A 13668-nucleotide genomic window follows, 5' to 3' on the forward strand; every position below is an offset into this window, starting at 1 on the left:
TTTCTGGCCGATAATCACTAAGCTATTGAAGAAGCATATGAAATCTATCTGATAGAGCGTTGAATAAATTTATGTAATACTCGAGCGAGACACTTTGGGGTAAGGTTGCAAATGAAGCGGTTTTGGCTTTTTATAATTTTGAGCTTTGCGTTATCTAGTGCCGGAGTCATTTGGTTTGCAGAAAACCAACATGCCCAGACGGTTGAAGCTCGTAAGCGCACGGCAACAGAGCGATTGGGTAAGTTGCGAGCCGCACTAGAAGGGCAAGTCAATTCCTCTTTGGTGACTGTGCGCGCCTTACGCGCCGAAATTAAACTTTCCCCGAATATTTCCAGCGATCGCTTTGTCGCATTAATGCAGGAGCTCATGACAACGGACCTACCAATCCGCCACGTCGCTCTTGCCCCAAACCTCATCATTCAATATGTGCACCCCCTTAAAGGCAACAAAGATGCACTGGGGTTTAATTACCGGGATTCAGAGGCTCAGTTTGCCGGAGTGCAAAAAGCCATTGAAAATGGTGACGTGGTCATTGATGGGCCGGTTCAGTTGGTCCAGGGGGGATTAGCGCTCATAGCACGTGCTCCGGTGGTTATTGATAACAACTTATGGGGAGTTATCGCTGTTGTCATTCAAATTGACGAATTGATGGAAAACAGCGGCGTTAACGCCAGTAATGGTATTTATACAAGCGCTTTAGCTAAGGTATCAGAGTCCGGCAAACGGGATTTTGAATTTGGTGATCCATCGGTCTGGAATAAAAATCATGTGACCAGTAATGTCGTTCTGACCTCCGGTCGCTGGTTACTCGCAACAGCCCCGATAAGCGGAGGCTGGGTCTCCCGGGGGCCGCTTTACTGGAGTATTGTTAGCATAGGACTGCTATTAGCGTTAATCATGAACGCTTTTATGTACTACTTGCTTCATACACAGGTGAGGCTCCGCGCCGCTCTCAAAACGATAGATGAGCAAGCCAACTTTGATTCGCTAACTCAATTACACAACCGCCGCTCTTTCATTAAACAATTAAACCGTTTAACGAGTAAAGACTCAAAATACAACAGCTTTGCCGTACTATTTATCGACCTCGATCATTTTAAAGAAGTGAATGACAGCTTAGGCCATGACTTTGGAGACGAGTTACTAAAAGTTGCTGGTTCGCGTTTAAAGCAGCAACTTAGGACGGAAGACTTTATCGCTCGGTTGGGTGGTGATGAGTTCGTCGTGGTGATTAATCGCCTTAAATCAAAAGAGGTCATTAACCAATTAGCCCTCAAACTTAATAGTGCGTTAACCAAACCGTTCCTGTTAAAACACAGCCAAACACAAACGTCTTGTAGCATTGGCATTGCCTTGTATCCCGATGATGGCCTTAATACAGAGCAATTACTTAAGAACGCTGACCTGGCAATGTACGCAGCAAAAGCCGCCGGTCGCCGTACCCATTACTTCTTTAATGACGAATTACGCCAACGCACCGAGCATCAAAACTCCATACATAACCGCATGCGTCTTGGGTTAAAAAATAACGAGTTCCGTTTGGTGTACCAACCTATTGTTAATTTGACCAACGGAAAAATAGAAAAATGCGAAGCGCTCTTACGCTGGACAGATGATAACGGCGATACGGTATCTCCTGCTGAATTCATTCCCGTCGCTGAGAGTACGGGGTTAATACACGAGCTTGGTCAATTTGTTCTGGAGCAGGCATGTGCCGATTGGAGTTTATTGCATAAGGGCAACATGCGTATCGGCTTATCTATTAACCGATCCGAACGCGAACTAAACGACCTAAACGCAGCAAAACAATGGCTTGAATGTATTAGCCAGCACCAATTACCAACGGAAAAAGTAACGTTTGAAATTACTGAGTCACTGCTTATGAGCAACAAGCAGCGGCAAATCCAAATTCTTCACTACTTACGCTCCCACGGCGTGAAAATAGCCATCGACGACTTCGGTACAGGTTATTCAAGCATTAATTACTTACAACGTTATCCGGTTGACTATCTTAAAATTGACCGCAGTTTTTTGAATAACGCACCAGAGAATCGGATTCAAGTGGCGTTAACTGAAGCGCTATTGCGTGTCGCCCGAGCTCTGGATATTGATGTCATTGCGGAGGGGGTGGAAAACAAAGCGCAGTGGGAGTTCTTGCAACGCCAGCAATGCGATTTTGCACAAGGCTTTTACATCAGCCATGGCTTGAGCCTCGACGAACTTATTACTTTCCTGAAAAAGTGGCAGTTCTAGTAGAATCAGGCAACGACATAAGAAAAGAAGGGGAGAGTCGGCCGATAAGCCGGGTTCTGTCGTGGACAATCATTCATCTAGTGATCAGGTTGCCCTGACCCTCAAGCAGTCTACCCGGGTTCAACGCGGGCCGCGCCAATGAACCCCTATTTGACCTTGCTCCGGGTGGAGTTTACCGTGCCGCGAACTGTTGCCAGCCGCGCGGTGCGCTCTTACCGCACCCTTTCACCCTTACCTGTGCTGCAAGCAGCCATCGGCGGTTTGCTCTCTGTTGCACTAGTCGTCGACTTACGCCGCCCAGACGTTATCTGGCACCCTGCCCTATGGAGCCCGGACTTTCCTCCCCCTGTAAACAGGCAGCGATTGTCTGGCCAACTCTCCGGCGACGGATTCTACGCTGTGTCGTCCACTAACTCAATCGTTGTTTTTCTGGCTGAGTGCCCACTGATACAACTCGTTTTTACGCTCACCGTGGAGCTTCGCACATAATGCAGCGGCTTTTTTCAACGGCAGCTCTTCAAGCAATATTTGCAACGTTCGTTTCGCATCCTCTCCAGGACCAGAGGTTTCCTTTGGCGCTTCAAAAGGTTCCACTAACAGGACCATTTCACCACGCTGTTGATTTGGGTCGTCAGTTAGGCGCTTGACGAGCTCACTCGCCGAGCCCGTTAAATACGTTTCAAACTGTTTGGTTAGCTCTCGCGCTAACACCACTTTCCGGTCTTCCTGAAAAATTTCTCGCATATCCTCAAGGGTATGGAGAATACGGTGCGGACTTTCATAAAACACCAATGTCCTCACCACAGTCGCTAAACTTTCCAGTGTCGCACGACGCTGCGTTGGCTTCGATGGTAAAAAACCTTCGAACTGAAAGCTATCCGTTGGAAGGCCGGCACCAGACAATGCAACCGTCAGTGCACACGCACCCGGTAAAGACGTGACTTTTACATTCTGCTGTCGACACAAGTTCACCAGCGCATAGCCCGGATCACTGATCAACGGCGTACCCGCATCAGACACCAACGCGATAGAATCGCCTCCTTTCACACGTTCAATAAGCTGTTCAGCTTTTGCTTTTTCATTATGATCGTGAAATGCAAATACGGGAACTTGTATTCCATAGTGCTCAAGTAATTTACGGGTATGACGTGTGTCTTCCGCGGCAATTGCATCAACTTCCCTGAACACCGATAGTGCCCGTTCAGTAATATCAGAGAGGTTTCCAATTGGTGTGGGTACAATATAGAGTGTGCCCGTATCCGACATAAGAGTGCCTTCGTTTGTGTCCATGTGCAATGCGGTTTATAGTATCACCGAATAGTCGTCAATGCGGAATCTTACTGTGTTTAAAGCGTATCGTTTTGTTTATATCGCCATTATTGCCTGCTTTGCTCTGACACAATGCACGTCAGCGCCTAAACGCACCCAGGCGCCGCAAGAGCGTCCGGACGTTCAACAGCAAACTCTTGATTTAGAAGACGCTAAACGTTCCGCCGATTGGCTCGATGACGCTTGGCAGGCTTCCAATGACATCGCTAAAAACTCGGCTCTTGTGCAGGCAGCATTAACCCTACAAGATGAAAAGCAATGGCAAAAGTCAGCAGCAATACTGTCCCGCTTAGATAAAAGCCAACTCACTAACGATGCAAACCGCTATTATCGTTTGGCTAAGGGTCGTTGGTACGCGCACAATGAGCAATGGTCTTTGGTTTACGACGTTCTGAACGGGCTTCCCGAACGTTTCACTCAAAAAGAATACAAACGTTTAACCCTTGAATTGCTTGCGTTTGCCGCCAGCGAGAGGAAGCAGTACTGGCAAGCGCTGATATGGCAAGTGGAAGCCCAACGCTATTCCGACGACCCCTCACCGCAATTGTTATGGCAGACAGCTCGCTGGGTTACCCAATCGCAACTGCCGGAAGCGCGCCCCAGAGACCTGATTTTAGCGGGTTGGTGGCGGCTCATTGATAATCACCACCAGGCAATGACATCGCCGGAGTCTTTCGCAAGGTTACTGGATAACTGGCAAAACAGTTTTCCGAATCATCCTGCACAAGAACTGGTTCGCTCATGGAAACAGGCGAATAGTGAACAGGCTGAACCGGAAATGAACACAGCTAAAACCATTGCGGTATTGCTGCCACTGTCCGGTCAATATGAAGCTCAAGGTTTGGCCGTGCGCGACGGTATCATTGCAAAGGTCAGTGAAAGCACCTCGTCTGAACTGGTCTTTATTGATACAAATGCATTAAGCTTCGAACAACAGCAGTCAAAAGTACAAGAGCTAAAGCCGGCCGGCATTATTGGGCCCCTTTTAAAAGAGTCTGTTACTCATTGGGTCAACCAGACAAATTCAGCGATTCCTCAAGTATTCCTTAATCAACTTGACAACAATACACCTCAATCGGCTGAAGGCGACACAGCCCTTTTCTTTGCACTAAACCCTGAAACAGAAGCAGAGCAAGCGTCGGAATTTATGAGTTCGGCATCGAGCCAAACTAAGCGTCCGCTGGTCCTGGCCGCAGACACGCCAAGTTCAAAGCGAATGGTTGAACGATACAAGGCAAGCTGGTCAGGTATTAATGAGCCTTCAGTCAGCTTATTTAGTCAGCGCGATGACATGAAGTCGGCGGTTGAAACGTCGCTGGGGCTTATTGGCAGTAAAGAACGTATTCGCGCAGTAAAAATTGCGGCAGGTAAAATCATCGTTGACGAGCAAGAGCGGAGTCGCCGTGATATAAGTGGTATTTACTTGCCGGGTAATCTCCAACAAGTTCGTCTGTTAAAACCCTTTATTGATGTAAGTATATCACCGTTTGCTCAGCGTATTCTGGTTTACGGAACCTCATCTGCGCATGAGCTCAGCAATCAACTGGGCGACAACGATTTGAACGGTCTCATATTTTCCGAGACTCCTTGGCTAGTTCAAAATAATGGGAAAAATGTGCTACTTAATCAATGGCTTGAGGCTCGCCCTGGGTGGGGTCTGTCGCAAGCCAGATTAGCGGCTATGGGCTACGACAGTGTCGACTTAGTACAGCGTCTGACTATCATGCAACGCATGCCGGGGACGCAATTGAACGGTCTAAGCGGTACCCTGAATGTGGAGCAACAAATTGTGCAGAGGCAGTTACAATGGGCTGCATTTAGAAATGGACGTCTGACCGTATTAGAGGAACAGCCCAGTGCAGGAAAAAGTCGCAGGCAATAAAGCCGAAGCGTTGGCGAAAACGTTTCTGTCTCAACATGACATCGATACCATACAGGAAAATTATCGAATTGACGGCGGTGAGGTTGACCTCATCGCGAGAGACAAAAACTACTGGGTATTTGTTGAAGTGAAGTATCGGACGAATGAAAAGTTTGCGTCAATTCTGGAACAAATCACTCCCCAACAATGTCGTAGAATTCGCTATACTGCGCGCCATTATTTAATGACTCATAATATCGATGAACACACCTCTGCCATTCGGTTTGATGTGATTGGTATTAGCGGAAGCTCTACTGAAATAGAATGGATTAAGGACGCATTTTAACAATGATGACTGACGAGTCTGTAAAAGCGCTTTTTACACAGAGCATTCAAACCCAAATATCAGCAGTTGAAAGTCTTTCTGAAGACATGCGGGGAACTGTTGAATTGCTTGTTGGGCATTTGCTTAATGGCCAACGTGTTTTTATCTCAGGAACCGATACAAGCAGCTCGTTAGCCGATCATTTTGTACACTTAATGACAGAAGGAATGAAGTTGGAGCGTCCTCCTTTTCCTGTCATGAGCTTGTCTGCCAATCCCAAAAAGCAACTGGCGGCACTTGGTCAGTCGGGGGATATACTACTGGTTATTGCGGATAAAGATTCAGAACAACTGACCGGCGTCATGGAAAGTGCGATTAGCCGGGAGATGATCATTATTGCACTAACTGGCGAAGGAAACGAGTTAGTATCAGGGTTACTCGGGCCTAACGATGTTGAGCTGCGCGTCCCAAGTTTAAACGCAGCCAGAGTGCTAGAAACACAGTTATTCATACTGCACAGCCTGTGCGAGCAAATTGAGTCGACTATTTTTCCTGAGGAGCATTAAGATGGTGAGTCAAAGTCGTCATAGTTTAATTATTGCAGCACTTTGTTTAGGTCTCCTTCAAGGCTGCGCCGCAGTAGCTGTTGGTGCCGCTGCCGTAGGAGTTAGCTCTGCCAGCGATCCTCGCACTATTGGCACACAAATCGATGATCAAACCATTGAAATGAAAGCCAACGCTAAATTAGGTAATGAAGAAAGACTCAATAAAGCGCGAGTGGTTGCAGTGAGTTATAACAACAATGTCCTTCTTATTGGGCAGGCACCGACAGAAGCGTTGAAGCGCCTTGCTGAAGAGACCATTCGCGATACCAACGGCATTAATCAGATATTTAATCAAATTCGCATTGGCTCTAAAGCAAGCGCAGGGGTGTTAGCCGGCGATAGCTGGATAACCAGTAAAATTAAGCTAAAGTTCGCCAGTAACGACGCCGTACCAGCCACTAGTATTAAGGTAGTGACTGAGAACGCGGAAGTTTTCTTATTAGGTAATGTCACTCAGCAACAGGCAAATGCGGCTATAGAAATAGCCAGAAATGTTGATGGTGTAGAAAGGGTCATTAAGGCATTAACAATAAAGGGTTAATACCTTAACACTTTATTTTACAACTTTCAGATGACTGCGCTTTTTAGGCTTATCTGAGCTGCCGTCACTGCTCTCCTTTGACGAAGACGTTGACGCTTCAGCTTCTTCGTCAAGTTCAGGCATATTGTCAAGCTCAGGCTCTGCTTCGAACATGGCGCCAGCGCCATTTTCACGCGCATAAATCGCTAACGCCGCGGTCATAGGAACAACAACCTGCATCGGCTTTCCACCAAAGCGGGCGTTAAACCTAACTTCAGCATCACCCAACTGCAATCCTTGTACTGCAGATGACGATATATTGAGAACTATTTGTCCGTCGCTAACGAAGTTTTGAGGCACGACCGTCCCCACAATAGTAGCGTCAACCACCAAATGGGGAGTGAGCTCATTGTCAACGATCCACTCATACAGTGCCCGCAATAAGTAAGGACGTTTCGGTGTCATCGTTACTTCCTCCACCTTTGAAGCAAATGGTCGCGTTTATTAAGCGCGCGCAAGCTCTCTTTCAGCTTCAGTCAAAGAGTCCTGGAACGTCTTACGCTCAAACAGGCGCACCATATATTGTTTGATTTCTTTCGCTCCCTGACCTTCCAGCTCAATGCCATATGCCGGCAAGCGCCAAAGTAGCGGTGCAAGGTAGCAATCGACTAAGCTGAACTCTTCACTCATGAAGTAAGGTGCGTCAGCGAAAACAGGCGCCAACGACAGAATGCCTTCTTTCAACTCTTGCTTAGCTTGTGCATCACCATCCGCTATTTTGTCCGCTAACGAGTACCAATCTCTCTCGATACGGTACATCATTAAACGGCTAGTGCCTCGTGCGACAGGGTAAACCGGCATAAGCGGCGGGTGTGGGAAACGCTCATCCAAATACTCCATAATGATTTGTGCGTTATAAAGCACTAAATCACGGTCAACAAGCGTGGGCGCCGCCTCGGGATATGGATTAAGCTGCAATAGATCTTCCGGTGTATAGTCTTCCGTCACAAACGTGATTTCAACACCAACACCTTTTTCAGCCAAAACCAAACGCACCTGATGACTTTTTAAATCATCTTTTCCTGAATATAACGTCATTACTGAGCGTTTATTTGCTGTTACAGCCATTCCTTTCTCCAGATAATATCAACGGCAAAAGGGTGGCAAGCCACCCTTTTAAACTCCGCTTTTGCGGACAAACAGACCCAATTACTTAAGATCTTTCCAAAACTCTTTTTTCAAGAACCAGGCTAAAAGCGTAAATATAAGTAGGAATCCGAATACAAACCATCCAATACGACGTTGCTCTAATAGCATTGGCTCGCCCATGTAAACCAGGAACGAGGTCAAATCAAGCGCCGCCTGATCATATTCGCTCTCTGATAAGCGACCGCTACCATCGGTTTTAATTCCTACATAAACGTCCTTCATCTTCCCGTCGATCATACGTTCTTCGTATGTTTTCTCCGGTACACCTTGAAGCTCTTGCAATACGTGCGGCATGCCCACATTCGGGAACACGGCATTATTCACACCAAACGGACGGCTGTCGTCTGTATAGAACGAACGCAGATACGTATATATCCAATCCGCTCCACGTACACGAGCCACGTTGGTTAAATCCGGTGCTGCAGTGCCGAACCAGTTAGATGCTGCTTCGGTGCTCATATTATTGGTAATACGATCACCCGCTTTTTGACCAGTAAACTGCAGGTTTTCTTCACCCAGCTCCTGTGGAATGCCAAGATCTTCAAAGGTTCGGTTATAACGATGATACTGCAATTGGTGACAACCCAAGCAGTAATTCATGTATAACTGTGCGCCACGTTGCAGTGATGCTTTATCGTGCAGGTCAACCTCAGCTTCGTCCAAAGGTACGGTTGGACCCGCCGCGAAAACCAGCGACGGGACCAAAGTCATAAGAGCGATTAACAATTTTTTCATTTCGACGTCACCCTTTCTGGAACCGGTTTCGTCTTCTCACGTTTACTGTAAAACCACAGTAACCCGAAGAAAGCGAAGTATAGGAACGTAAATATTTGCGCAAAAATAGTCGCTACAGGCGTCGCTGGCTGAGTACCTAAATAGCCAAGCACAATGAAGCTAATCGCAAATACGGTTAAGTTCAGTTTGTGCAATACGCTACGGAAGCGAATTGAGCGAACTTTACCACGATCTATCCATGGCAACAGCGCCAGGAAAACAATCGCTGCGAACATTAAAATAACGCCGAATAACTTGTCGGGTACCGCACGCAAAATTGCGTAGAACGGAGTGAAATACCAAACAGGCGCAATATGCTCTGGTGTCTTCAGAGGGTTCGCTGGCTCAAAGTTTGGTGGCTCCAGGAAAAATCCGCCCATTTCCGGATTAAAGAAAATGACGTAGCAGAAAACAAACAGAAACACACCGAAACCGAACATATCTTTAATAATGTAATAAGGAAAGAACGGTATTGAGTCGACAATGTCTTTCTTACTTGTAAAGCGCTCGTGGAATTTGAATTTTGGTTTTTCTTCGTCAGGCACAGAACCTTTTGGCTTTTTAGTATCAATCCCATCAGGGTTGTTTGAGCCAACTTCGTGCAACGCGACAATGTGTAAAAACACCAAAATAACCAGCACTAATGGCAATGCAATAACATGCAATGCGAAGAATCGGTTCAGGGTTGCGCCGGAAATAACGTAGTCACCACGAATCCATAATGTCAGGTCGTCACCGATAACCGGGATGGCGCCAAACAATGAAATGATGACCTGTGCACCCCAGTAGGACATTTGTCCCCAAGGCAATAAGTAACCCATGAAGGCTTCTGCCATAAGTACCAGGAAGATGAACATACCGAACAACCAGATAAGCTCTCTGGGCTTCTGGTACGAACCGTACATCATGCCGCGGAACATATGCAGATAGACAACGACGAAGAACGCGGAAGCACCGGTTGAGTGCATGTAACGCAATAACCAGCCGTATTCAACGTCACGCATAATGTATTCAACTGACGCAAACGCACCTTCGGCACTTGGTACATAATTCATTGTCAGCCAAACACCGGTCAGTATTTGGTTAATAAGAACTATTGTTGCCAAAAAACCAAAAACATACCACATATTGAAGTTTTTTGGAGCTGGGTACTGCGCCAGGTGGATGTTCCAGGTTTTTGTCATTGGGATGCGAGCATCCATCCACTCTACAAATCGCTTAAACATTATGCTTGCCCCTTATCTTCACCCACCAAAATGGTGTTCTCGTCGACAAAGTAATGCGGCGGTACAACCAAGTTTAATGGTGCAGGGACGCTTTGGAATACACGTCCGGCGATATCAAACTTAGAGCCATGGCATGGACAGAAAAAGCCTGATTCCACACCCTCTACGTGTTCGCCCATTCCGCTCGGCAAATAAGATGGAGAACAGCCCAGGTGAGTACAAATACCAACCGCAACGAAGAACTCTTCTTTAATTGAACGGTATTGATTCTGTGCGTAAGGGGGCTGTTGTGGTTCTTCTGAATTAGGATCACGAAGTCTGTCTTCTATTTTCGACAGCCCATCGAGCATATCCTGTGTACGACGCACAACCCATACAGGTTTGCCACGCCACTTCACACGGATTAACTGACCCGGCTCAGCTTTACGAATATTCACTTCTACAGGTGCGCCCGCGTTTTTCGCTTTCGCACTCGGGTTCCACGACGCTATAAAAGGAACGGCGACACCCACCGCACCAGCGCCGCCAACCACTGAGGTTGCGACAGTCAAAAAACGACGGCGACCTTTATCTACAGGCGCATTGCTCATCCATCTATTCTCCAGTTTTGGACGCTTCACGATTCATTGCCGCGAAGTCGGAATTAGCTGCTGCTTTTGTCCGCTTTAGCGGATCACAGAAAATGCTTTGAGATAATAAAGAAAAGACACACTTTTTACAAGAGTAATGCGTCGACAACTGAGGTGTAACCCTGTTGGAGTACGCATAAAAAAACCCAGCCGAAGCTGGGTTTTTGACACCACACAAAAAGCAGATTAACGCTTCGAGAATTGTGGGCGTTTACGTGCTTTATGCAAGCCGATTTTCTTACGTTCAACCTGACGTGCGTCACGAGTAACGTAACCTTCTTTACGCAGCGTTGAACGCAGCGCTTCGTCGTATTGCATTAATGCACGAGTGATACCGTGACGAATCGCACCAGCCTGACCAGTAGTACCACCACCACTTACCGTGATGTAAAGGTCAAACTTCTCAGTCATTTCTACCGCTTCTAAAGGCTGACGAACAACCATTTGTGCGGTTTCACGACCAAAGTACTCATTCAGTTCACGTTGATTAATTTTAATGTTGCCGCTACCAGGACGCAAAAATACGCGAGCCGTGGAATTTTTGCGACGACCAGTACCGTAGTATTGATTATCTGCCATAGTGTTCTTGCTCCGTATTATATATCCAGTTGTTTCGGCTGTTGAGCATTATGGTTATGCTCAGCACCTGCGTACACTTTCAGTTTACGGAACATGGCACGACCCAATGGACCACGGGGTAACATACCTTTAACCGCTTTCTGAATGACCATTTCTGGTTTCTTAGCAATCAGCTTTTCAAAACTGATTGATTTGATACCACCCGGAAATCCAGTGTGCGAGTAGTACATCTTGTCCTGAGCTTTGTTACCAGTTACAGCAACTTTCTCAGCGTTAACAACAACGATGTAATCGCCAGTGTCAACGTGAGGTGTGTACTCAGGCTTGTGCTTGCCGCGCAGGCGACGAGCGATTTCAGTAGCTAAACGACCCAAAGTTTTGCCTTCAGCGTCTACTACGTACCAGTCGCGTTTTACCGTTTCTGGCTTGGCTACAAATGTTTTCATTGTATAAAACCTACATTTTAAAAGTTCACGGACAGTAATTCCGGGCTTCCCCGCGAATCACAACAATAAAATAATGAATAAAATCATTAATTTACTTGCTGCAACCATTACTTAACCGAAGTTAACGTAATGGACTGTAACGTGGGCTGCGCGGATTATAGGAAAAATGCGCTCAAAGATCACGCATTTTTTGAAATTTATGCTTTGTGTGCCATGGCTAAATATTCACGGCTCTGCATTTCCTGTAGGCGACTCACACAGCGGCGAAATTCAAAGCTCAGTTGGCCTTCAGTATAAAGTGACTCAATGGGTACTTCTGCTGACAAAATCAGCTTAACTTTACGCTCATAAAACTCATCAACTAATGCAATAAAGCGGCGAGCAATATCATCTTTACCAGCGCCCATTTGTTCAACATTGCTGACTAATACGGCGTGGTACAGCTGCGCTATTTCCATATAATCATTCTGACTACGGGCTGTTTTACAAATATCCTCAAAGTCAAAGAACACGACATCATCGCACTCGGCTCTTATTCCAATCCTCCGACCTTCGATATCAATACTGTCTGACTCATAGTCATCGCGGCATTCAGGCGCAAGATCCTTAAAATATTGCCAAAGATTATCATCCGCCTGGGGGTCTAACGGTGAATGAAAAATCTCGGCCTGAGTCAGTGTACGCAACCGGTAGTCGATTCCGCTATCGACATTCACTACTTCACAGTTTGCTTTTATCAGTTTAATTGCCGGAATAAAGCGTGCTCGCTGCAGGCCATTTTTATAGAGGTCATCCGGGACAATATTTGATGTTGCCACCAAAATGACACCGCGCTCGAACAAGTATTCAAACAGCTTTCCAAGCAACATTGCATCAGTAATGTCCTGCACGAAAAACTCATCAAAACAAACAAGTTGAGTTTCATCCGCAATTTTGTCCGCAATAATTTCTAACGGATCGCTTTTCTGCTCTAACTGCTTTAATTCATTGTGGACACGATGCATAAAGCGATGAAAGTGAATACGCCACTTTTCATCAAATGGCAGGCTTTCAAAAAAAGTGTCCACCAAATACGTTTTACCGCGACCTACCCCACCCCAAAAATAAAGCCCTTTTGGTTTCGGTGGCGCTTTTGAAAACCAACGCTTCAACGCTGAGCCCTGCTGGTAGTCATTCCAGGCGCAGAGCTCCTCGTAAAGTCTTTGTAAATGCTCGACAGCGTTAAGCTGTGCCGCATCCTCTGAAAAACCATTGTGCTCAATGTCATAACGGTAACGATCAATTGGCGACATTTGCTGTTGTGGCACTACCACTTCACCCCAGTTGCGATTATCCTAATAAATATTATGTTACCATGAAGGTGTTATGCAGCAATCAAGAAAACGCTGTTGTTATTTGCTGAGGAGTCAATTATGAGCTGGATTATTGGAGTTTTATTAGTGATAGCTGGAGCCATTATTGGCTTTTTCATTGCACGCTACACGCAAACAAATGGTCAGTCCGGTAATCTTGAAGAGCAGGTAGAGAAAAGCCAACAACAACTTGGTGAATATCAGCGCGAAGTCGCAGAACACTTCGCTACCGCTAACGCTATGATGGAACAACTGTCTGACACTCAGCAGAAGTTACAAAGCTACCTGAACCAAAGTGCCGAGCTTCTCCAGCAGCCAGGTTCTCAAGGAGACTTGCCGTTCTTCTCGGAAGACACAATTAAACAGTTGCGGGTTGCGAATTCATTAAATCAAGATCATCGTTCGGGTCGCGATGGTCGTGAAGCCGAGCAAATCCCACGCGACTATACGGAAGGACCTAGCGGTCTTTTCTCTGACGACCGACGTGAGTCAGACAAAAAAGATCCGTCTAACATATCTTGAAACATTTTTAGAGTGAACTCATATCACTGACAAGCGGT

15 protein-coding genes and 1 other RNA gene are annotated in these 13668 nt (G+C 46.4%); 6 read left to right on the forward strand and 10 right to left on the reverse strand.

Annotated elements, in window-relative coordinates; genetic code table 11:
• Positions 1-111: 111 nt before the first annotated feature.
• A complete protein-coding gene (locus CEW91_RS10535) occupies positions 112-2253 on the forward strand; it encodes a putative bifunctional diguanylate cyclase/phosphodiesterase (RefSeq protein ID WP_088768903.1) in 2142 nt (713 codons plus the stop codon).
• Between the two features lie 29 nt (positions 2254-2282).
• Here CEW91_RS10535 and rnpB read toward each other — a convergent pair.
• Together rnpB and rsmI are read right to left on the reverse strand one after the other, a co-directional pair.
• Positions 2283-2632, reverse strand: an RNA gene (gene rnpB, locus CEW91_RS10540) — RNase P RNA component class A.
• A gap of 35 nt (positions 2633-2667) precedes the next feature.
• Positions 2668-3519, reverse strand: coding sequence for a 16S rRNA (cytidine(1402)-2'-O)-methyltransferase (gene rsmI / locus CEW91_RS10545; protein WP_088768904.1), 852 nt, complete (start codon positions 3517-3519; stop codon positions 2668-2670).
• A 76-nt stretch (positions 3520-3595) separates the two neighbouring features.
• Between rsmI and CEW91_RS10550 the strand changes: the two genes are divergently transcribed.
• Genes CEW91_RS10550 through dolP form a run of 4 tightly spaced genes read left to right on the forward strand, consistent with a single transcriptional unit; the run spans position 3596 to position 6914 of the window.
• Entirely contained in the window at positions 3596-5464 is a 1869-nt protein-coding gene (locus CEW91_RS10550) for a penicillin-binding protein activator (RefSeq protein ID WP_088768905.1), read from the forward strand.
• Positions 5439-5789: a YraN family protein gene (locus CEW91_RS10555; RefSeq protein ID WP_088768906.1), complete on the forward strand. Its 351-nt coding sequence runs from the start codon at positions 5439-5441 to the stop codon at positions 5787-5789. The genes CEW91_RS10550 and CEW91_RS10555 overlap by 26 nt, the downstream gene beginning before the upstream one ends.
• A gap of 2 nt (positions 5790-5791) precedes the next feature.
• Positions 5792-6334 carry an SIS domain-containing protein gene (locus tag CEW91_RS10560; protein ID WP_232506962.1) on the forward strand — a complete coding sequence of 181 codons (543 nt, stop codon included), beginning with the start codon at positions 5792-5794 and terminating at the stop codon, positions 6332-6334.
• Position 6335: 1 nt separating this feature from the next.
• Positions 6336-6914: a division/outer membrane stress-associated lipid-binding lipoprotein gene (gene dolP / locus CEW91_RS10565; protein ID WP_088768907.1), complete on the forward strand. Its 579-nt coding sequence runs from the start codon at positions 6336-6338 to the stop codon at positions 6912-6914.
• Positions 6915-6926: 12 nt separating this feature from the next.
• On the opposite strand, the gene CEW91_RS10570 is transcribed toward dolP, so the two are convergent.
• The 8 genes from CEW91_RS10570 to zapE form a co-directional block, all read right to left on the reverse strand.
• A complete protein-coding gene (locus CEW91_RS10570) occupies positions 6927-7358 on the reverse strand; it encodes a ClpXP protease specificity-enhancing factor (RefSeq protein ID WP_088768908.1) in 432 nt (143 codons plus the stop codon).
• Positions 7359-7397: 39 nt separating this feature from the next.
• Positions 7398-8021 (reverse strand): stringent starvation protein SspA, encoded by a 624-nt coding sequence (gene sspA / locus CEW91_RS10575; protein WP_088768909.1) that lies wholly within the window; start codon positions 8019-8021, stop codon positions 7398-7400.
• Between the two features lie 81 nt (positions 8022-8102).
• On the reverse strand, positions 8103-8837 hold the full coding sequence (locus CEW91_RS10580) for a cytochrome c1 (protein ID WP_053953052.1): 735 nt from the start codon (positions 8835-8837) through the stop codon (positions 8103-8105).
• Positions 8834-10102 carry a cytochrome b gene (locus tag CEW91_RS10585; RefSeq protein WP_088768910.1) on the reverse strand — a complete coding sequence of 423 codons (1269 nt, stop codon included), beginning with the start codon at positions 10100-10102 and terminating at the stop codon, positions 8834-8836. The genes CEW91_RS10580 and CEW91_RS10585 overlap by 4 nt, the downstream gene beginning before the upstream one ends.
• Positions 10102-10692, reverse strand: a complete 591-nt coding sequence (gene petA / locus CEW91_RS10590; protein WP_088768911.1) for a ubiquinol-cytochrome c reductase iron-sulfur subunit — start codon at positions 10690-10692, stop codon at positions 10102-10104. Before petA ends, CEW91_RS10585 begins: the two co-directional genes overlap by 1 nt.
• Positions 10693-10917: 225 nt before the next feature.
• Complete coding sequence (rpsI, locus tag CEW91_RS10595; RefSeq protein ID WP_088768912.1) at positions 10918-11310, reverse strand: 30S ribosomal protein S9; 393 nt, start codon at positions 11308-11310, stop codon at positions 10918-10920.
• Positions 11311-11327: 17 nt separating this feature from the next.
• Positions 11328-11756 carry a 50S ribosomal protein L13 gene (gene rplM, locus CEW91_RS10600; protein ID WP_053953056.1) on the reverse strand — a complete coding sequence of 143 codons (429 nt, stop codon included), beginning with the start codon at positions 11754-11756 and terminating at the stop codon, positions 11328-11330.
• A 197-nt stretch (positions 11757-11953) separates the two neighbouring features.
• Complete coding sequence (zapE, locus tag CEW91_RS10605; protein ID WP_088768913.1) at positions 11954-13048, reverse strand: cell division protein ZapE; 1095 nt, start codon at positions 13046-13048, stop codon at positions 11954-11956.
• Positions 13049-13168: 120 nt separating this feature from the next.
• Here zapE and CEW91_RS10610 point away from each other — a divergent pair, with 120 nt between their 5' ends.
• Complete coding sequence (locus tag CEW91_RS10610) at positions 13169-13630, forward strand: YhcB family protein (RefSeq protein ID WP_088768914.1); 462 nt, start codon at positions 13169-13171, stop codon at positions 13628-13630.
• The last annotated feature ends 38 nt before the right edge of the window (positions 13631-13668 follow it).

Origin of the sequence: Idiomarina piscisalsi, from assembly GCF_002211765.1 — a bacterium.
Lineage (GTDB): Bacteria > Pseudomonadota > Gammaproteobacteria > Enterobacterales > Alteromonadaceae > Idiomarina > Idiomarina piscisalsi_A.

What these genes read in the sequence shown, in the direction of transcription:
- zapE (WP_088768913.1), bottom strand. Translation starts at nt 13,048, where the DNA reads ATGTCGCCAATTGATCGTTACCGTTATGACATTGAGCACAATGGTTTT.
- sspA (WP_088768909.1), bottom strand. Translation starts at nt 8,021, where the DNA reads ATGGCTGTAACAGCAAATAAACGCTCAGTAATGACGTTATATTCAGGA.
- rpsI (WP_088768912.1), bottom strand. Translation starts at nt 11,310, where the DNA reads ATGGCAGATAATCAATACTACGGTACTGGTCGTCGCAAAAATTCCACG.
- CEW91_RS10585 (WP_088768910.1), bottom strand. Translation starts at nt 10,102, where the DNA reads ATGTTTAAGCGATTTGTAGAGTGGATGGATGCTCGCATCCCAATGACA.
- CEW91_RS10580 (WP_053953052.1), bottom strand. Translation starts at nt 8,837, where the DNA reads ATGAAAAAATTGTTAATCGCTCTTATGACTTTGGTCCCGTCGCTGGTT.
- CEW91_RS10570 (WP_088768908.1), bottom strand. Translation starts at nt 7,358, where the DNA reads ATGACACCGAAACGTCCTTACTTATTGCGGGCACTGTATGAGTGGATC.
- CEW91_RS10610 (WP_088768914.1), top strand. Translation starts at nt 13,169, where the DNA reads ATGAGCTGGATTATTGGAGTTTTATTAGTGATAGCTGGAGCCATTATT.
- rplM (WP_053953056.1), bottom strand. Translation starts at nt 11,756, where the DNA reads ATGAAAACATTTGTAGCCAAGCCAGAAACGGTAAAACGCGACTGGTAC.
- rsmI (WP_088768904.1), bottom strand. Translation starts at nt 3,519, where the DNA reads ATGTCGGATACGGGCACACTCTATATTGTACCCACACCAATTGGAAAC.
- CEW91_RS10535 (WP_088768903.1), top strand. Translation starts at nt 112, where the DNA reads ATGAAGCGGTTTTGGCTTTTTATAATTTTGAGCTTTGCGTTATCTAGT.
- CEW91_RS10560 (WP_232506962.1), top strand. Translation starts at nt 5,792, where the DNA reads ATGATGACTGACGAGTCTGTAAAAGCGCTTTTTACACAGAGCATTCAA.
- dolP (WP_088768907.1), top strand. Translation starts at nt 6,336, where the DNA reads ATGGTGAGTCAAAGTCGTCATAGTTTAATTATTGCAGCACTTTGTTTA.
- petA (WP_088768911.1), bottom strand. Translation starts at nt 10,692, where the DNA reads ATGAGCAATGCGCCTGTAGATAAAGGTCGCCGTCGTTTTTTGACTGTC.